Origin of the sequence: Pelomonas dachongensis (assembly GCF_043555865.1) — a bacterium.
In the GTDB taxonomy this organism is placed as follows: domain Bacteria; phylum Pseudomonadota; class Gammaproteobacteria; order Burkholderiales; family Burkholderiaceae_C; genus Pelomonas; species Pelomonas dachongensis.
The window spans coordinates 263,753-280,190 of record NZ_JBIGHY010000005.1 but is presented as its reverse complement, the minus strand read 5'-3'; the positions used below and the strand labels follow the sequence as shown (position 1 = coordinate 280,190).

The following is a 16,438-nucleotide window of genomic DNA, read 5'->3' as shown; positions in this document are numbered from 1 at the left end:
CGCAAAAGCGACCCAAACAAAGAAAACGGGCTCGTAGCACCGCTCCCTTCAAAGCCGGCAAGCTAGCCTCAAACCTTCATCTCCCACCGCAACTGCCACTGCGTATAGCTCGGCCCCCCGCTGCGCGACGTGACGATCTGCGTGTCCGTCATGCTGATGCTGCCGGTGTAGTAGTCCAGCGGCGTCAGGTTGCTGGCCGACAGCCGTAGCGACTGCTCGGGCGTGATGTTCCACATCGCAAACGCGTCGGAGACAAGCTTGCGGTTGGTGGTGATCTCGGTCAGCGCCGTCTGCTGGATGGTGGACGACGGCGTCCAGTTGAGTGACGCGCCCAGCGACACCGGCACTGAGCGCAGCCGGTAGTCGAAGCCCAGGTTGGCCGTCGCCTTGGGCTGGCCTTCGATGCGGTTGTTGGGCCCCGGCAGTCCACCCACCTTGGATGTGAAGAAGCTGAGGTTGCTGCGCACGTTGATCGGCAGCGCGTCGTCGAAGTACTCGTCCAGCCGGAACTTGGCCTCCAGCTCCAGCCCCATTGTGCTGGCCTTGCCGAGGTTGCGCGGCCGGGCGACCCAGCGCGGCGTGGGGCTCCAGGACACGGTCTCCAGCTCGATCACGTTGCGCATCACGTTGCTGATGCGGCGCGCGAAGAAGTTGGCGCTGAGCATGCCGCCCTTGGTCAGGTACTTCTCGTAGCCGATCTCCACGCCCGTCGCCAGCTCCGGCTTCAGGTCCGGGTTGCCGGCGCGGTCCGGCGTCGTGATGTCGTGGCGCACGTCGGTGTTGATGCTGGGCCGGGCGATCAGGTCGTTGAGCTGCGGGCTGCGGTAGCTGCGCGTCAGGCTCATGCGGATGGCCTCGCGGCCGGCCGGGTCCAGCTTGTATCGCGCGTGCGCCAGCGGCGTGAACACGCTGGAGGTGTTGCTGACGACGTAGTTCACCGCACTGCTCTCGGTCTTGATGCCCTCCCAGCGCAGGCCGGCGTAGAAGTCCCACTGCTTGCCGAGGGTCCACTCGTCCTGGGCATAGGCCGCGAAGCGTGTGGTGGACGCGTCCATGTCGTCGCCGAACTCGCCCAGCCCCTCCTGCGAGACGCCGTCGATCAACGTCACACGGTGCGAGCTCCGGGTGTTGCCTTCGCCCTCGAAGCCGAACACGAGGCTGTGGTCGTTCTGCAGGCTGCGCGAATACTTGCCCACCAGGTTCCAGCTGCGGTCGCGGCTGCTGGTCGTGTCCTCCTGCAGCCGCTCACGCTCGTCGGCGGGGCGCTGCGGGTAGTTCTCGCGGCGCAGGCTGTGGCTGTCGCCGCTGGCGCCGCCCACGCCACCGCGCAGTTCAAAGCGCGTGTCGGCATCTGGGCGCATCTGCCACTGCGCGTTCAACCGCGCCATCGTGAAGCGGTTGTCGCCCTCGGTCTGCACGCGGTCGTAGTCGTCCACGGCGGCCGGCGTGACCGTGCGCAGGATGTCCGAGCGGCTGTCGCCCTTGTTGACAACGACGAAGGGCTGGATGGACAGCGTGTCCTGCCCGCCCAGCTTGAACTGCACGCGGCCGTTCAGGTTGATGCTCTCGCGGGTGCCCTCATTGGTGCCGCGCGTGGATTGCAGCAGCTCCGCCCCAGTGATGCGGTTCGTCCGCACGATGTCGCTGAAGACATCGTCCAGCCGCTCGCCACTCATCGCGTTGACGCTGAAGTTGTAGGTGTGGCCGGCGCCGAAGCTGTCGTTGCGGCTCCAGCTGATGTTGGGGCTGGCCTTGCCGCGCTCGAAGCCAACGCCGGCGCGGAACTCGTTGAGCCGCTTCTTCATGGGCTCGCGCAGCACCACGTTGATGGTGCCGGCAATGGCGCGCGTGCCGTACTCGGCCGTGGGCGCGCGTAGCACCTCGATGCGCTCGACCTGCTCGGGCGGCAGCTGGTCCAGCGAGAAGCCGGGCGGCATGCGCTCGCCGTCAACGAGGATCTGCGTGAAGCCGCCGCCCATGCCGCGCATGCGCACGTCGCCGCCTCGGCCCGGGCGGCCGCCGGTGGTCACGCCCGGCAGGCGCTTCAGCACCTCGCCGACGGTGGAGTCGCCATAGCGCTCGATCTCGTCGCGCGTGATGACGATCTTGCTGGCCGTCGACGCGCGGCGGATGGCGTTGTCGCTGGCCGTGCCGCTCACTTCCACGCGCTGCAGCTGTTCGCTGGTGCGGGCGTCCGGTGCGGCCTGGCGTGCAGGCGGCCGGGCAGCGCGGGCGGGGGCCGAGGCGGCGGCCTGAGGGGCGGCCGGGGTGGCGGGAGCGACGGGGTTGGTCTGGGCGAAGGCGGCAGGCAGGCCGCCGCAGGCGACCAGCGCCACGGCAGCAGGGATGCGAAGGCGTCTGAAGGGCATGTGGCCAGCTTGCCATGCCGGGCATGCCGCGATGTGGCTCCTCTGTTAAGAAAGAATGCGCGTGCCAGGGCCGGCGGCCCGCGAGGGCTAGACTTCCGGCCCGTTTCGCCGTGATGCCCTGCCGCCCATGACCGCCATTTCCGAAGCCGCGCTGCGGCCCCTGCTGCAAGCCGTTGTCGACCCCGGCAGCGCCCGCTCCCTCGGCGAGTCCAAGGCGTTGAAGTCGCTGCGCATCGACGGCGCCGATGTCGTCGTCGAGGTCGATCTTGGCTATCCGGCCGCCAGCCAGCACGACGCGCTGCGCGCTGCGCTGCAGACCGCGGCCCGCACGCTGCCGGGTGTCCGCAACGTCAACGTCACCATCACGACGAGCGTCGTCGCCCACGCCGTGCAGCGCGGTGTACAGCTGCTGCCGGGGGTCAAGAACATCATCGCCGTCGCGTCCGGCAAAGGCGGCGTCGGCAAGAGCACCACGGCCGCCAACCTGGCGCTGGCGCTGCATGCCGAGGGTGCCCGCGTGGGCGTGCTGGACGCCGACGTCTACGGCCCCAGCCAGCCGCTGATGCTGGGCGCCAGCGGCCGGCCCGAGAGCACCGACGGCCAGACCATGGAGCCGCACATCGCCCATGGCCTGCAGGTCAACTCCATTGGTTTCCTGGTGGACGACGATCAGGCCATGATCTGGCGCGGCCCCATGGCCACGCAGGCGTTGGAGCAGCTGCTGCGCCAGACCAACTGGAAAGACCTGGACTACCTCATCATCGACATGCCGCCCGGCACCGGCGACATCCAGCTCACCCTGTCGCAGCGCGTACCCGTGACCGGCGCGGTCATCGTCACCACGCCGCAGGACATTGCGCTCATCGATGCGAAGAAGGGCCTGAAGATGTTCGAGAAGGTGGGCATCCCCATCCTGGGCATCGTCGAGAACATGGCCGTGCACATCTGCAGCAATTGCGGCCATGCCGAGCACATCTTCGGCGCCGAGGGCGGCCAGAAGATGGCGGAGCAGTACGGGACCGAGCTGCTGGCCTCGCTGCCGCTGGCCATGAGCATCCGCGCCCAGGCCGACGCCGGCACTCCCACAGTCGCCGCCGAACCCGGCGGCGAAGTGGCCGCGCTGTACAAGGCGCTGGCGCGCAAGCTCACGTCCAAGATCGCGGCGCAGAGCAAGGACTATTCGTCCAAGTTTCCGACCATCTCCATTTCCAAGAACAGCTGAGGACACGCCATGACCCGACTGACCCGCCGCTTCCTCGTCGCCGGCCTTGTGCTGGTGGCCTCCGCTGTCCACGCACAAGCCGTGCTGCGCGTGACCGCCATCCCCGACGAGTCGCCCACCGAGCTGGCGCGCAAGTTCGCGCCGCTGGGCGCCTACCTCGAAAGCAAGCTCGGCATGAAGGTCGAGTGGACGCCGGTGACCGACTACGCCGCAGCCGTCGAGACCGTCGTCAACAGGAAGATCGACCTGGCCTGGTTCGGCGGCTTCACCTTCGTGCAGGCCAACGTGCGCTCCGGCGGCAAGATCGTGCCGCTGGTGCAGCGTGAGGAAGACGAGAAGTTCCGCTCCGTGTTCATCACCGACGCGAAAAGCGGCATCGCGAAGCTGGAAGACCTGAAGGGCAAGACGTTGTCCTTCGGCTCGCAAAGTAGCACCTCCGGGCACCTGATGCCGCGCAGCTTCCTGCTGGGCGCCAAGGTCAACCCCGACACCGACCTGAAGCGCGTCGCCTTCAGCGGCGCGCATGACGCGACCATCGCCGCGGTGGCCAGTGGCAAGGTCGACGCCGGCGCACTGAACATCTCGGTGTGGGAGAAGTTCGTCGCCGAGAAGAAGGTGGACCCGGCCCAGGTCAAGGTCTTCTACACGACGCCGCCGTACTACGACTACAACTGGTCGGTCCACGCTGACATGCCGCGGGCGCTGCAGGACAAGATCAAGGCCGCCTTCCTGGCGCTGGACCCGAACACGCCGCAGGGCAAGGAGATCCTGGGCCTGCAACGCGCGACGAAGTTCATCCCCAGCAAGCCCGAGAACTACACCGGGATCAAGGCCGCTGCCGAGAACGCTGGTCTGCTGAAGTGATCTCGCTGAGCGGCATCGCCGCTGCCGCGCTGGGCGGTACGGCGCCAGTGCTGCACGGGGTCGACCTCGAACTGGCTGCTGGCGAGCAGGTGGCCGTCATCGGCGCGTCAGGTGCCGGCAAGACGACGCTGTTGAACCTGCTGGCGCTGATGCAGGAGCCGCTGGCCGGCCGCTTCGCGCTGGAAGGCCGCGAGCCCTGGGTGCTGACCCGCAGCGAGCGGCGGCTCTTGCGCACGGGCATTGCGCTGGCGCCGCAGCACCCCCCGCTGCCGCCGCGCCAGCGCGTGGCCGTCGCTGTGCTGGCCGCGCGGCTGCCGCGCATGTCTTTCGGTCGCGCGCTGCGCACGCTGTGGAGCCCGCCGGATGCGCCGCTGGCGCACGCCGCGCTGGAGAAGCTGGACCTGCCCGACAAGCTCTGGCTGCGCGTCGACCGGCTCTCCGGCGGCGAGCGCCAGCGTGTGGGCCTGGCGCGGCTGCTGGTGTCCGACACGCGGCTGTGGCTGGCCGACGAGCCGCTGGCGGCACTGGACCCCGCCCGCGCCGAGCGGTCACTGGCCGCGCTGCAGAAAGGCGCCCGCGAGGCCGGTGCGGCGCTCGTGTGCAGCCTGCACCAGGTGGACCTGGCGCTCGCGCGCTTCCCGCGCGTCGTGGCGCTGAGCGCCGGCCGCGTCGTCTACGACGGCGCACCGGCCGGCCTTGGTGGCGAGCTGCTGGACGAGCTGTACCGCAGCCAGTTGGCGCCAATGGCCGACGCGGCGCCTCCGGCACAGCCGTTGCCGCTCCCGCAGGCGATGTGCCGTTGACATGCCGGTGATGGCCCCCGCACTGCGCGACCCCGCGCTGGCCCGGCGCTCGCTCGCGCTGCTGGCCGGCGCCGTGCTGCTGTGGCCGCTGCTGGTGCTGGCCGAGTTCAAGCCGTGGACGTTGTTCGACGAGCGCAGCCTGGCGGCCACCGGCCGCTTTCTCGTGCAGTTCTTCCCGCCAAGGATGGACGCCGAATTCCTCGTGCTGCTGGCGCGCGAAACCTGGCGCACGGTCGCCATCGCCACGGCCGGGTTGACGTTGGCGCTGGTCATCGCCGTGCCGCTTTCGCTGCTGTCCACGGCGCGGCTGTCGGCCAGCACGCTGGAAGGGCACCCCGGCCCGGCGCGCTGGCTGCGCCGCGGTGTGCGGGCGCTGCTGGTGGCGCTGCGCTCCGTCCCTGAACTGGTGTGGGCGCTGGTGTTCGTGCGCGTCGTGGGCCTGGGGCCGACGGCCGGCGTGCTGGCCATCGCCATCGCCTACGGGGGCATGCTGGGCAAGGTGTACGCGGAGATCCTGGAGAGCGCCGACCCCGCGCCCACGCAGGCGCTGCTGCGCGCCGGCAGCTCGCGCTGGCAGGCACTGCTGTTCGGCGCGCTGCCCAGCAGCCTGCCCGAGCTTCTGAGCTACACCGTCTACCGCTGGGAGTGCGCGGTGCGGTCGTCGGTGGTGCTGGGATTCGTTGGGGCCGGCGGCCTGGGCCAGCAGCTGGACAACGCGGCCAAGATGTTCGCGGGCGCCGAGGTCAGCGCGATCCTGCTGGTGTTCATCGCGCTGGTCATGCTGAGCGATGCGTTCAGCCGTTGGTTGCGCGGAAGGCTCGCATGAGAGGGTCCACCGCCGCCGTGCTGCTGGCCCTCGTGGCGCTGGTCATCGCCAGCTTCTGGTCGCTCGACCTGCAATGGGCCGCCTTCCTGGGCGCCGACGCGCTGGCCAGCATGGGCCGCTTCGCGGTCAGTTTCTTCCCGCCCGAGACCTCGCCGGCATTCCTCGCCAAGACGGGCTGGGCCCTGCTGGAGACGCTGGCGATGTCGGCGGTGGGCACGCTGCTGGCTGTGTGGGGTGGCCTCGCACTGGCGCTGCCGGCGTCGGGCAGCGGCCCGGCGCGGACGCTCACGCGTCTGGTGCTGAACGCGCTGCGCAGCGTGCCCGAGCTGGTGTGGGCGGCGCTGCTGCTCATCCTCGCCGGCCTAGGCCCGCTGCCGGGCACGCTGGCGCTGGCTTTGCACACCAGCGGCGTGCTGGGGCGGCTGTTCGCCGAGAGCTTCGAGAACGCACCGGCCGACGCGGCGCTGTCGCTGCGCCAGCGCGGCGCGGGGCCACTGAGCGTGTGGCTGTTCGCCACGCTGCCGCAGACGCTGCCGCAGCTGGTCAGCTACACGCTGTACCGCTGGGAGAACAACATCCGCGCGGCCAGCGTGCTGGGCGTCGTCGGCGCCGGCGGGCTGGGCCAGATGCTGAGCTACCACCTGGGGCTGTTCCAGATGCGCGAGACCTGCGCCGTGCTGGCCGGCATGATCGCGCTGGTGGGCCTGGTCGATGCGCTGTCCTGGGCCGTTCGCCGCCACCTCACCCGATGAATCCCAACGCTCTGCTGCCCCTGCTGCTCGACCGCTACTCGGTCGGCCCCAAGCACCTTGCTGAACCCGGCCCCGACGATGCGCAACTCGCGCTGATGACGGCCGCCGCTCTGCGCGCACCGGACCACGCCGAGTTGGTGCCTTTTCGCTTCAAGGTGGTGCGTGGCGATGCCAGGACGGCCATGGCCGCACTGTTTGCGGGCGCCGCCAGCGAGGCCGGCAAGGGCGAGGAGGGCGCCGCGCTGGACGCCGAGCGCGCGCTGCGCCCACCGGTCACCGTGGCCGTCGTCGCCCGCATCGACCTGGGGCACCCGTTGGTGCCAGCGCACGAGCAGTGGGCCGCGGTGGGCGGCGCGGTCGCCAACTTCCTGATGGCCGCGCACCTGCTGGGCTTTGGCGGCAAGATGCTCAGCGGCGCCAAGGTGCGCAACGCGGCTGTCGCCGCCGCCTTCTGCGAGCCCGGCGAGACGCTGGCGGGCTGGATCGCGCTGGGCACCCCGTCCCGCAAGCCCGCCGGCCCGTCCCGCAAGCCCGACCCCGGTCAGGTGCTGATCGACTGGCACCTGCCTTGCAAGAGAGACTGAACTATGGAACTCACGCCTAGAGAGAAAGACAAGCTGTTGCTGTTCACCGCAGCTCTGCTTGCCGAGCGCCGCAAGGCCCGCGGCCTCAAGCTCAACTACCCCGAGTCGGTCGCGCTGATCAGCGCCGCCATCCTCGAAGGCGCCCGCGACGGCAAGACCGTCGCCCAGCTGATGAGCGAGGGCCGCGAGGTGCTGACGCGCGCCGACGTCATGGACGGCATCGCCGAGATGATTCCCGAGATCCAGGTCGAAGCGACCTTTCCCGACGGCACCAAGCTCGTGACCGTCCACCAACCCATTGCCTGAAGACCGCCCATGAAACTGCAACGCTGGATTGCGATCCTCCCCCTGCTGGCCGCCTCTGCCGCCCAGGCCCACACCGGCGACCACAGCCACATGTCCGGTTTCGTCGACGGCATGCTGCACCCGCTGACCGGCCCCGACCACCTCGCTGCCATGCTGGCCGTGGGCATCTGGAGCGCGATGGCGCTCAAGTCACCGCTGCGCGCGCCGCTGGCGTTCGCTACCTCGCTGCTGGTCGGCGCGCTGCTGTCCATGGCCACCGGCTGGCACATGCCGGCCATGGAGACCGCCATCACCGTGTCGCTGGCCGTGCTGGGTCTGCTGGTGGCGCTGCGCCTGGCCATGCCGCCGGCAGCCGGTGCGGCCACCGCGGCCATCCTGGCCTTCAGCCACGGCGCCGCGCACGGGCTGGAACTGCACGGTTATGCCGCGCTGGCCGGCATGGTCTTCACCACGCTGGCGCTGCACGGTGCGGGCCTGGCGCTGGGCTGGAAGCTGCGCAAGGCCCCCGTGCTGGCCCGCGCACTGCTGGGTGCCAGCGTTGCCGCGCTGGCCGTGGTGCGCCTGGGCGGGGTGGCCTGATGATCCCCGGCGAGCTGATCACCGCCGAGGGCGAGCACGAACTGAACCCCGGCCGCCGCGCGCTGACGCTGAAGGTCGCCAACGCGGGCGAGCGGCCCATCCAGGTCGGCTCGCACTACCACTTCGCCGAGACCAATGCCGCGCTGAGCTTCGACCGCGAAGCCGCGCGCGGCATGCGACTCAACATTTGCAGCGGCACCGCCGTGCGCTTCGAGCCCGGGCAGACGCGCACTGTCGAGCTGGTCGATCTCGGCGGCGACCGGCAGGTCTGGGGCTTCCGCGGCTTGGTTCAGGGAAACTTATGACAGCCCCCACGCTCACTGCGTTCGCTGGCCCCCGAGGGGGCGCTCGTCTCCTCCGGACGGTCGCGCGGAGACTCAAATGAAGATCAGCCGCCGTGCCTATGCCGAGATGCTCGGCCCCACTGTCGGCGACAAGTTGCGCCTGGCAGACACCGCCCTCATCATCGAGATTGAGCAAGACCTGACGCTGCGCGCTGGCGGCTACGGTGAAGAAGTGAAGTTCGGTGGCGGCAAGACCGTGCGCGACGGCATGGGCCAGTCGCAACGCATGAACGGCCCCGGCCCGGGCTATGCGGTCGACACCGTCATCACCAACGCCGTCATCGTCGACCACTGGGGCATCGTCAAGGCCGACATCGGCCTGCGCGGCTGCCGCATCGCCGCCATCGGCAAGGCCGGCAACCCCGACGTGCAGCCCGGCGTGGACATCGTCATTGGCCCTGGCACCGAAATCATCGCGGGCGAGGGCTTCATCGTCACGCCCGGCGCCATCGACACGCACATCCACTTCATCTGCCCGCAGCAGATCGAAGAGGCGCTGATGAGCGGTGTGACGACGATGATCGGCGGCGGCACCGGCCCGGCCACCGGCACGCTGGCCACCACCTGCACGCCGGGGCCGCACCACATCGCCACGATGCTGAAGGCCGCCGAAGCCTTCCCGATGAACCTCGGCTTCCTCGGCAAGGGCAATGCGAGCCGGCCCGAGGGCCTGATGCAGCAGATCGACGCCGGCGCTATCGGCCTGAAGCTGCACGAGGACTGGGGCACCACGCCCGCCGCCATCGACAACTGCCTGAACGTGGCGGAGGCGACCGACACGCAGGTCGCCATCCACACCGACACGCTCAACGAGTCGGGCTTTGTCGAAGACACGATTGCCGCCTTCAAGGGCCGCACCATCCACAGCTTCCACACCGAAGGCGCGGGCGGCGGCCACGCGCCGGACATCATGAAGGTGGTGGGCGAAGCCAACGTGCTGCCCAGCTCCACCAACCCGACGCGGCCCTTCACCGTCAACACGCTGGACGAGCACCTCGACATGCTGATGGTGTGCCACCACCTGGACGCCGGCATCGCCGAGGACCTGGCCTTTGCCGAGAGCCGCATCCGTCGCGAAACCATCGCCGCCGAAGACATTCTGCACGACCTCGGCGCCATCAGCATGTTCTCGTCCGACTCGCAGGCCATGGGCCGCGTGGGCGAGGTCTCCTTGCGCTGCTGGCAGACCGCGCACAAGATGAAGGTGCAGCGCGGATCGCTGCCCGGCGACGGTGACGGCAACGACAACGCCCGCGTGAAGCGCTACCTCGCCAAGCTCGCCATCAACCCCGCGCTAGCTCATGGCATCAGCCACGAGGTCGGTTCGATTGAAGTCGGCAAATGGGCCGACCTCGTACTGTGGAAGCCCGCCTTCTTCGGCGTGAAGCCGTCACTGATTCTGAAAGGCGGCTTCATCGCGGCCGCCGCGATGGGCGATGCGAATGCGAGCATCCCGACGCCCCAGCCGGTGCACTACCGACCGATGTTCGGCTCGTTCGGCGCCGCGCTGCAGCAGGGTTCGCTGACGTTCATCAGCCAGTCTGGCCAGAGCAACGTGGAGAAACTGGGCTTGGCCAAGACGCTGGTGCCGGTGAAGGGCTGCCGCTCGGTCAGGAAGGCCGACATGGTGCTCAACAACTACCTGCCGACGATGGAGATCGACGCGCAGACCTACGAGGTGCGGGCGGACGGCGTGCTGCTGACCTGCGAGCCGGCGAAGGAGTTGCCGATGGCGCAGAGGTATTTCTTGTTTTGATGAGGTCTGTCCTCAGCTCCTCGGGGGTTGGGCTCGACGCATGGCGTCGCATTGCGTGTAAATTGATTTCGCGATTTCGCGATTTCGCGATCCCGCCAGATACCAGAACTTGCACTCGTGGTCTGAGCCGGGGTGCTCCAAAAGCCGGCTTGTGGGCAGGGCTGGCCGCCCTCGCAGCGAAGCAGTACTCGCCCCTGTGTGTCTTCTTCGCTCAGGGCCTTGTTTGCGCGAACCCAGGTCACGAGATCACGTGGGTAACACCATCTGGTCAATGGCTCTGTCGTGCAGAGCGTAGAGAAAGGCGACGGCTGCAGGCTCGAATGCACAGTAGCCGAAGTAGTCACCTTGGCACCGTCAATGCGAGTGTGGTTGTAGTGCCAGGGCACGACCTCGAAGCATTGGTACCAAGAGTCGCAACATGCTCTCAGCTCAAAATTGGCTTCTGGTTGTTCCATTTACATGGCATTGACTCTCGGACGGCTCGCACAGCCCCTGCTTGACGCTATGGGCCGGGGTCTGCGCACCGTCGGTGGCCAGCAGCGCCAGCAACAGCGAGAGCAAGACTTTCATCGGCCGGATGTTGCCCGAAGGCTGGGGCGAGGCAGTGTGCGGCGTTGCCGCCAGCCGCCAGTCGCCTACGGTCAGCGCGTGGCCGGCGGGTCCAGCCTGCCCAGCACCTGGCCGTTACCGGCCGTCCAGCGCAGCGCGACGCCCTCGCCCGACGCCGGGAAGATGCCGGTCAGCCCGGTGATGTTGACCTGGTGCGTGACGACGACCAGCACGCCCGGCCCGCGCCAGTTCGCCAGTTGCTGACGGGCCTGGGCCAGCACGGCCGGTTCATCGCCGGGCTGCTGGAAGAAGGACGCGAAGGCAGCCTGCGGCTGCACCCTCTGTCCGGGGAAGGCGAGCCGCGCGGTGTCCAGCGTGCGGCACCAGGGCGACGCCCACACGGCGCCCACGGGCAGCGCACCCAGCCGGCCGCGCAGCGCGTCGCCCAGTTGGCGGGCCTGCGCGCGGCCTGCGTCGCTTAGGTTGCGCTGGGTGCTGCAGTCTCCGGCGCGAAAGCCCGGCGGGTCGCCGCCGCCCGGCGCCAGCGCGTGCCGGTAGAGCACCACGTCGCCGTCGCGCAGATCCAGCGCGCCGGCGGGTCCGATCAGCAGGGCCAGCAGGCCGGCAAGCAGGTATCGCATGGCCGCCGATTCTGCGTGGCCGCGTGGCGCGGCACGGCGGCGCAACGGATGTCCCTGCAGCCACTCAGCCTTTAGTGCGCCGGCGGGTCTTCAGCGGTGCCGTACCAGGTCGCCGAACACGGCGTGCTCGCCGTCGCGGCGGTCAGGGCCTGGCGCGTCGTACAGCACCAGCCAGGCCGGCTCGCCGCCTGCGAGTTCGGGTGGCAGGTCGCACACCGCCTCGGCGCGGTTGACGCCGCGCCCGTGGGGCAGCGTGGCCGACTGCGCCAGCTTGGACACGAACCGCACGGGCTCGCGGTTCTCTGCCAGCCGCGCCTTCGCGCCCGGCCAGCGGAACAGCCGGATCTCTCCGTCGAGCACCATCGTCGGGCCCGCCAGGATGAACAGGTCGTCCCCCGAGAAGTGCAGGTCGCGGATGCCCATGCCTTCCAGCGGCAGGAAGTGCTTGCGGAACAGCCGGCCGCTGTCGTCCAGCGGCACAAGCCGCAGGTGATCAGCGCGGGCGTCGATCTGCACCTCCAGCAGCGCTGCCCAGCCGCGCAGCACCGGCCCACGCAGGCCCAGCAGCAGGCGCTGCCCGTGGATGGCCAGGCCCTCGATGTCAAAGCCGTTGTCCTTGCCGGGAATGGCCATGTAGGGCCCGAAGTGCGGGTCGTCGGCCAGGGCATCTGTCAGCGGGTTGGACTCGGCATCGCCTCGCAGGCGCAGCGCCCGCCGCCCGTCGCGGGCCTCCCGCACGAGCCGGGGCTCGCCGTCTTTGTCGAGCTCGATGGGCAGGCAGGCCAGCAAGCGGCGGTTGCCGTCGAGGCTCACCTTGGCGAGGCGCTTGGCGTTGGCGGCGTCGTCCTTGCCATCCTTGGCGTTCTTGCGCTTGAGGCCGTGCGAGCCCACCACCCACAGCATGCCCTCGTGCGCAGCCATGCCTTCGAGGTCGGCTTCCTCGTCGGCGGCACCGGGCAGGTCAAGCAGGTCGGCCAGCGGGAAGTCGCGCACCTCGCCGAAGCGCAGCAGCTCCGGCCCCTGGCTGTCCAGCCTACGCAGGCGGTCGATGCCGCAGGCTTCGTCGCCCGCGACCCAGAGCCAGTCGCCCGTGAAGGCGGCACCGGAGAGATTCGTCTTGACGAGGGACTCCGCCGTGAATTCGAGGCGGACGGCATTGTTGCTGCGCTTGTTCGGCACGGTGCGACCTGACTGGGTGGGGCAGCCGGGGCTGCGGGCATCGTCTGGGGCACGTGAGTGCCGACGGGTGCAAGCCTAGCGCGAACCGGGGTCGTCTTTGGGTGCGGTCTTCGTCGCAAGCCAAGCCTGCGCGTGCCAGATCCGCACGCTCGCGCTGCCGGGCCGCCGGACACTCGCCAGCATGACTGCTGCCGCTTCTTCCGCCACCCCCGCTGCGCTGGCTGGCCTCAAGGTTGTCGAACTGGGTCAGCTGATCGCCGGCCCGTTTGCGGCCAAGACGCTGGCCGACTTCGGCGCCGAGGTCATCAAGATCGAGCCACCCGGCGGGGGCGATCCGCTGCGCAAGTGGCGGCTGCTGCTGGATGGCACGTCGGTGTGGTGGCAGGTGCAGTCGCGCAATAAGCGCTCGCTGGCGCTGGATCTGCGCACGCCGCAGGGGCAGGACGTCGTGCGGCGCCTCGCGGCCGAGGCCGACGTGCTGATAGAGAACTTCCGACCCGGCGCGATGGAAGGCTGGGGCCTGGGACCGGATGAGTTGCTGGCCGCCAACCCGCGGCTCATCATGTTGCGCGTCAGCGGCTATGGGCAGACCGGCCCCTACCGCGACCGGCCCGGCTTTGCCGCCGTGGCCGAGGCCATGGCCGGGCTGCGCCACCTGACTGCCGAGCCCGGCCGCGTGCCGGTGCGCACGGGCGTCAGCATCGGCGACACGATCGCCGCGCTGCACGGCGTCATCGGTGTCTTGCTGGCGCTGCAGCACCGCCATGCCACCGGCCAGGGCCAGGTTGTCGACGTGGCACTGTACGAGGCGGTCTTCAATTGCATGGAGAGTCTGTTGCCCGAGTACAGCGCGTTCGGTGTGGTGCGCGAGCCGGCGGGCAGCGCCATGCCGGGCATCGCACCCAGCAACGCTTACCGCTGCGCCGATGGCGGCTACGCGCTGGTCGCCGGCAATGGCGACAGCATCTTCCGCCGGCTGATGGTAGTGATCGGCCGCGACGACCTGGGGCAAGACCCTACGCTGGCCGACAACGCCGGCCGCGTAGCCCGGGTGACCGAGATCGACGCGGCAATAGGCGCCTGGACGGCGCAGCGGCCGGTGGACGAGGCACTGGCCGCGCTGGCAGGTGCCGACGTGCCGGCCGGGCGCATCTACACGGTGGCCGACATCGCAGCCGACCCGCACTACCGGGCGCGCGGCATGGTGCAGCAGGTGCAGCTGCCCGGACTTCCCGATGGCCGCGCGCTGGACGTGCCCGGCATCTGCCCCAAGCTGTCCGCGACACCGGGAGGCCACCGCCGCAATGCGCCGGCGCTGGGGCAGGACTCGGACGCGGTGCTGGCGGAGCTGGGGCTGACGGGCGAGCAGATCGCGCAGCTGCGGGAGCGCGGCATCGTCAGGTGAGGGTGCCAGCGCGTGAGCCCGCCGGCACCCTCAACGGTGAAGCCTCACAGCTGAATGCCGTTGACCGCTTGCTTGACCTTGTCGAGGTTGCCCACGGCATCGCCGAATTGCTTGACCCGCTTCAACAGCTCGGGCTGGAAGTTCGGCATGGGCGTGCCGGCCTTGACCTTCTGTGCCTGGAACTGCAGCAGGCCCAGCAGGGCGGTGTGAGCAGTGTCCAGCGTGGCCGTGGCGGCGAGCCAGTCGTGGATCAGCGCCTTGAGGGGCGGGTCGAATTCATGCGCTGCCGGCGAGCGGGCGTCCACGCGTGACCCGCGGTCCGCCAGCATGACCTTGATCCACTGATCGCCAAGACCCTGCTCGGTCGGCTTCTTGATGGCTTCTGCGAAGTAGTCCTTGGCCGCGCCGCGGATGCGTTCCATGTCGCCGAGCACATGCTTGCGATTGGCCTTGACATCATCCAGGTGCTTGTCGATGTCGTCGTGGATCTGCTTCAGGCAGGCCGACGCCTTCTTCTCCGCCTTGATCTTGGCGTTGTTCAGGAAGGCCAGTAGCTTGGGCTTCTCGTTGCGCAGATCGGCGAGATAGGTCTTGGACTTCGGATCTGACGGCAGCTTGCGCAGGAAGTCGGAGACTCCCGTGTCGGTCAGCGTCAATGGCTTGGCCTTCTTCCAGGCTTCCACGGCTTTCTTGCTGTCAAACGTCATCGGGGATTTCCTTCCAGGTGAATTCAAGGCCCCGGCATTTGGATGGCGGCCGCTCTGAGTGGGCCGCCGCGGTGGTTTGGTTCCCTGGTGCTGGCGGCAACGGCCGGCTGCCCACCTGCAGACACGCCGTGAGACGGGTTCGCTTCGCAGGCCCGAAGGCAGCAGACGGTGCGGGGTGCCGCGCGTCAGCCCGCCATCAGCTCCGTGTAGCGCCGCTGCATTTCCTGGGGCGTCAGCTGCTCGATGGAGTGGCCCAGCAGCCACGCGTGGCCGAACGGGTCGCGCAGGCGGCAGGAGCGTTCGCCGTAGAACTGGTCGGTGGGCGGCATGACCATCACGGCGCCGGCCGCCACCGCGCGTTCGGCCATCGCATCGGCGTTGTCGACGTGAAGGTGGAGGGTGCAGCCGGTGAACTGCCCGTCCTGCGGGCCGACCATGCCGTACTCGGGGAACTCGTCGCACACCATCAGCACGAGCGGGCCCAGCTGCAGCTCGACGTGGCCGATGCGGCCGGAGGGTTCGACCAGCCGGAACAGCTCGGTCGCGCCGAAGGCCTGCTGATAGAACGCGATGGCGGCCTGGGCGTCGCGCACCATCAGGTAGGGAAACACTTCGTGGATGGCATTCATCGCAACAGCTCCTTATCAGGGCGGCACCGGCCGCGGTGGGCGCAGCGTAGGCGCCCGGGCGACGGGTGTATTGGATATTTTTCAGTCCGGCAGGGCCACGTGGGTCGGCTGGTCGGTGCGCACCGGCCGGTAGGCGCCGGGCGCCATGCCGGCCAACGCGCGGAACTCGCGGATCAGGTGCGACTGGTCGGCGTAGCCGCCGCCGGCCGCGACCTGCGCCCAGTCGCGCGGTCCGCAGCGCGCGAGCGCGGGTAGCAACTCGCCCAGGCGCAGCACGCGGGCATAACGCTTGGGCGTCAGCCCGACCGCCTGCTCGAAGCGGCGGATGAACTGCGCCGGCATGCAGCCGCTGGCATGCTGAACCGGCGCCACGCGGGCGCCGGCCGGCTCGCGGCGGAATGCCATGACGGCGAACGTGGCCAGTGGGTCGGGCGCCGGTGCAGTCATCAGCCGCTGCAGCAGGTGGTCGTGCATGAGCTGCAAGGCCTGCTGCGGCGACGACGCGGCCTGCATGCGCTCTCGCAGCGTGCGGGCCACCGGCCCCCACAGGTCCTCCAGCAGCTCGGTGCGGTTGCGCAACGCCGGCAGCGCGCCGGCGAAGAACGCGGCGGCGCCGCCCGGCCTGAAGTGCACGCCAACGACGGCCGACGGGCCTTCGGTGCCGCGCACGTTGAAACGGTCGTGGGCGCCCTGCACCACGGCGCCGCGCAGCCGGCGGGCGGCGTTCCCTAGCGCGTCGTCGTAGCGCACGAGGTGGTCCTGCAGCAGCGGAACCACGATGTCGGCGCTGCCAGTGGGCAGGCTGCGCTCGCGCGTGTGCGGCAGCTCGCCGCGGGCGCTGTACCACAGGCAGTCGACATGCGCGGCCAGCGGCGGCGCGGGGCGTTGGCTCAGGAACATGGCCGTGCTTGTAGCCGCGAAGG

18 protein-coding genes are annotated in these 16,438 nt (G+C 69.5%); 11 read left to right on the top strand and 7 right to left on the bottom strand.

Annotated features, from left to right (window positions below; genetic code table 11):
* Positions 1–68: 68 nt before the first annotated feature.
* A complete protein-coding gene (locus ACG02S_RS15570; protein ID WP_394471386.1) occupies positions 69–2,369 on the bottom strand; it encodes a TonB-dependent receptor plug domain-containing protein in 2,301 nt (766 codons plus the stop codon).
* 127 nt (positions 2,370–2,496) lie between these two features.
* Between ACG02S_RS15570 and apbC the strand changes: the two genes are divergently transcribed.
* The 10 genes from apbC (at position 2,497) to ureC (ending at position 10,405) form a co-directional block, all read left to right on the top strand.
* Positions 2,497–3,591: an iron-sulfur cluster carrier protein ApbC gene (gene apbC, locus ACG02S_RS15565; protein ID WP_394471385.1), complete on the top strand. Its 1,095-nt coding sequence runs from the start codon at positions 2,497–2,499 to the stop codon at positions 3,589–3,591.
* Between the two features lie 9 nt (positions 3,592–3,600).
* Positions 3,601–4,455: a putative selenate ABC transporter substrate-binding protein gene (locus ACG02S_RS15560; protein ID WP_394471384.1), complete on the top strand. Its 855-nt coding sequence runs from the start codon at positions 3,601–3,603 to the stop codon at positions 4,453–4,455.
* Positions 4,452–5,258 (top strand): phosphonate ABC transporter ATP-binding protein, encoded by an 807-nt coding sequence (locus ACG02S_RS15555; protein WP_394471383.1) that lies wholly within the window; start codon positions 4,452–4,454, stop codon positions 5,256–5,258. The genes ACG02S_RS15560 and ACG02S_RS15555 overlap by 4 nt, the downstream gene beginning before the upstream one ends.
* 10 nt (positions 5,259–5,268) lie before the next feature.
* Positions 5,269–6,084, top strand: a complete 816-nt coding sequence (gene phnE / locus ACG02S_RS15550) for a phosphonate ABC transporter, permease protein PhnE (RefSeq protein WP_394471382.1) — start codon at positions 5,269–5,271, stop codon at positions 6,082–6,084.
* A complete protein-coding gene (gene phnE / locus ACG02S_RS15545; protein ID WP_394471381.1) occupies positions 6,081–6,836 on the top strand; it encodes a phosphonate ABC transporter, permease protein PhnE in 756 nt (251 codons plus the stop codon). The genes phnE (ACG02S_RS15550) and phnE (ACG02S_RS15545) overlap by 4 nt, the downstream gene beginning before the upstream one ends.
* On the top strand, positions 6,833–7,420 hold the full coding sequence (locus ACG02S_RS15540; RefSeq protein WP_394471380.1) for a nitroreductase family protein: 588 nt from the start codon (positions 6,833–6,835) through the stop codon (positions 7,418–7,420). The genes phnE (ACG02S_RS15545) and ACG02S_RS15540 overlap by 4 nt, the downstream gene beginning before the upstream one ends.
* A 3-nt stretch (positions 7,421–7,423) precedes the next feature.
* Positions 7,424–7,726 carry an urease subunit gamma gene (locus ACG02S_RS15535; protein ID WP_394471379.1) on the top strand — a complete coding sequence of 101 codons (303 nt, stop codon included), beginning with the start codon at positions 7,424–7,426 and terminating at the stop codon, positions 7,724–7,726.
* A 9-nt stretch (positions 7,727–7,735) separates the two neighbouring features.
* Positions 7,736–8,305, top strand: a complete 570-nt coding sequence (locus ACG02S_RS15530) for a HupE/UreJ family protein (protein WP_394471378.1) — start codon at positions 7,736–7,738, stop codon at positions 8,303–8,305.
* Complete coding sequence (locus ACG02S_RS15525) at positions 8,305–8,610, top strand: urease subunit beta (protein ID WP_394471377.1); 306 nt, start codon at positions 8,305–8,307, stop codon at positions 8,608–8,610. The genes ACG02S_RS15530 and ACG02S_RS15525 overlap by 1 nt, the downstream gene beginning before the upstream one ends.
* 76 nt (positions 8,611–8,686) lie before the next feature.
* Entirely contained in the window at positions 8,687–10,405 is a 1,719-nt protein-coding gene (gene ureC / locus ACG02S_RS15520) for an urease subunit alpha (RefSeq protein ID WP_394471376.1), read from the top strand.
* A 429-nt stretch (positions 10,406–10,834) separates the two neighbouring features.
* Here ureC and ACG02S_RS15515 read toward each other — a convergent pair whose 3' ends face one another.
* The 3 genes from ACG02S_RS15515 to ACG02S_RS15505 all read right to left on the bottom strand — a co-directional run bounded on the left by ACG02S_RS15515 (position 10,835) and on the right by ACG02S_RS15505 (position 12,774).
* Positions 10,835–10,975, bottom strand: a complete 141-nt coding sequence (locus ACG02S_RS15515) for a hypothetical protein (RefSeq protein ID WP_394471375.1) — start codon at positions 10,973–10,975, stop codon at positions 10,835–10,837.
* A 71-nt stretch (positions 10,976–11,046) separates the two neighbouring features.
* Positions 11,047–11,595 carry a histidine phosphatase family protein gene (locus ACG02S_RS15510; RefSeq protein ID WP_394471374.1) on the bottom strand — a complete coding sequence of 183 codons (549 nt, stop codon included), beginning with the start codon at positions 11,593–11,595 and terminating at the stop codon, positions 11,047–11,049.
* Positions 11,596–11,685: 90 nt separating this feature from the next.
* Positions 11,686–12,774 (bottom strand): DUF3616 domain-containing protein, encoded by a 1,089-nt coding sequence (locus tag ACG02S_RS15505; protein WP_394471373.1) that lies wholly within the window; start codon positions 12,772–12,774, stop codon positions 11,686–11,688.
* 181 nt (positions 12,775–12,955) lie between these two features.
* On the opposite strand from ACG02S_RS15505, the gene ACG02S_RS15500 reads away from it, so the two are divergent.
* Entirely contained in the window at positions 12,956–14,179 is a 1,224-nt protein-coding gene (locus ACG02S_RS15500) for a CaiB/BaiF CoA transferase family protein (RefSeq protein WP_394471372.1), read from the top strand.
* A gap of 44 nt (positions 14,180–14,223) precedes the next feature.
* On the opposite strand, the gene ACG02S_RS15495 is transcribed toward ACG02S_RS15500, so the two are convergent.
* The 3 genes from ACG02S_RS15495 to ACG02S_RS15485 form a co-directional block, all read right to left on the bottom strand.
* Complete coding sequence (locus tag ACG02S_RS15495) at positions 14,224–14,886, bottom strand: hypothetical protein (RefSeq protein ID WP_394471371.1); 663 nt, start codon at positions 14,884–14,886, stop codon at positions 14,224–14,226.
* A gap of 185 nt (positions 14,887–15,071) precedes the next feature.
* Positions 15,072–15,515 carry a VOC family protein gene (locus ACG02S_RS15490; RefSeq protein WP_394471370.1) on the bottom strand — a complete coding sequence of 148 codons (444 nt, stop codon included), beginning with the start codon at positions 15,513–15,515 and terminating at the stop codon, positions 15,072–15,074.
* 81 nt (positions 15,516–15,596) lie between these two features.
* Positions 15,597–16,415 (bottom strand): AraC family transcriptional regulator, encoded by an 819-nt coding sequence (locus ACG02S_RS15485; RefSeq protein WP_394471369.1) that lies wholly within the window; start codon positions 16,413–16,415, stop codon positions 15,597–15,599.
* Positions 16,416–16,438 lie beyond the last annotated feature (23 nt).

Coding starts and splice junctions, on each gene's coding strand:
- ACG02S_RS15570 (WP_394471386.1), bottom strand. CDS start 2,369: ATGCCCTTCAGACGCCTTCGCATCCCTGCTGCCGTGGCGCTGGTCGCC.
- apbC (WP_394471385.1), top strand. CDS start 2,497: ATGACCGCCATTTCCGAAGCCGCGCTGCGGCCCCTGCTGCAAGCCGTT.
- ACG02S_RS15495 (WP_394471371.1), bottom strand. CDS start 14,886: ATGACGTTTGACAGCAAGAAAGCCGTGGAAGCCTGGAAGAAGGCCAAG.
- ACG02S_RS15500 (WP_394471372.1), top strand. CDS start 12,956: ATGACTGCTGCCGCTTCTTCCGCCACCCCCGCTGCGCTGGCTGGCCTC.
- ACG02S_RS15530 (WP_394471378.1), top strand. CDS start 7,736: ATGAAACTGCAACGCTGGATTGCGATCCTCCCCCTGCTGGCCGCCTCT.
- ACG02S_RS15510 (WP_394471374.1), bottom strand. CDS start 11,595: ATGCGATACCTGCTTGCCGGCCTGCTGGCCCTGCTGATCGGACCCGCC.
- ACG02S_RS15490 (WP_394471370.1), bottom strand. CDS start 15,515: ATGAATGCCATCCACGAAGTGTTTCCCTACCTGATGGTGCGCGACGCC.
- ACG02S_RS15485 (WP_394471369.1), bottom strand. CDS start 16,415: ATGTTCCTGAGCCAACGCCCCGCGCCGCCGCTGGCCGCGCATGTCGAC.
- phnE (WP_394471382.1), top strand. CDS start 5,269: ATGGCCCCCGCACTGCGCGACCCCGCGCTGGCCCGGCGCTCGCTCGCG.
- ACG02S_RS15560 (WP_394471384.1), top strand. CDS start 3,601: ATGACCCGACTGACCCGCCGCTTCCTCGTCGCCGGCCTTGTGCTGGTG.
- phnE (WP_394471381.1), top strand. CDS start 6,081: ATGAGAGGGTCCACCGCCGCCGTGCTGCTGGCCCTCGTGGCGCTGGTC.
- ACG02S_RS15515 (WP_394471375.1), bottom strand. CDS start 10,975: ATGAAAGTCTTGCTCTCGCTGTTGCTGGCGCTGCTGGCCACCGACGGT.
- ureC (WP_394471376.1), top strand. CDS start 8,687: ATGAAGATCAGCCGCCGTGCCTATGCCGAGATGCTCGGCCCCACTGTC.
- ACG02S_RS15525 (WP_394471377.1), top strand. CDS start 8,305: ATGATCCCCGGCGAGCTGATCACCGCCGAGGGCGAGCACGAACTGAAC.
- ACG02S_RS15535 (WP_394471379.1), top strand. CDS start 7,424: ATGGAACTCACGCCTAGAGAGAAAGACAAGCTGTTGCTGTTCACCGCA.
- ACG02S_RS15540 (WP_394471380.1), top strand. CDS start 6,833: ATGAATCCCAACGCTCTGCTGCCCCTGCTGCTCGACCGCTACTCGGTC.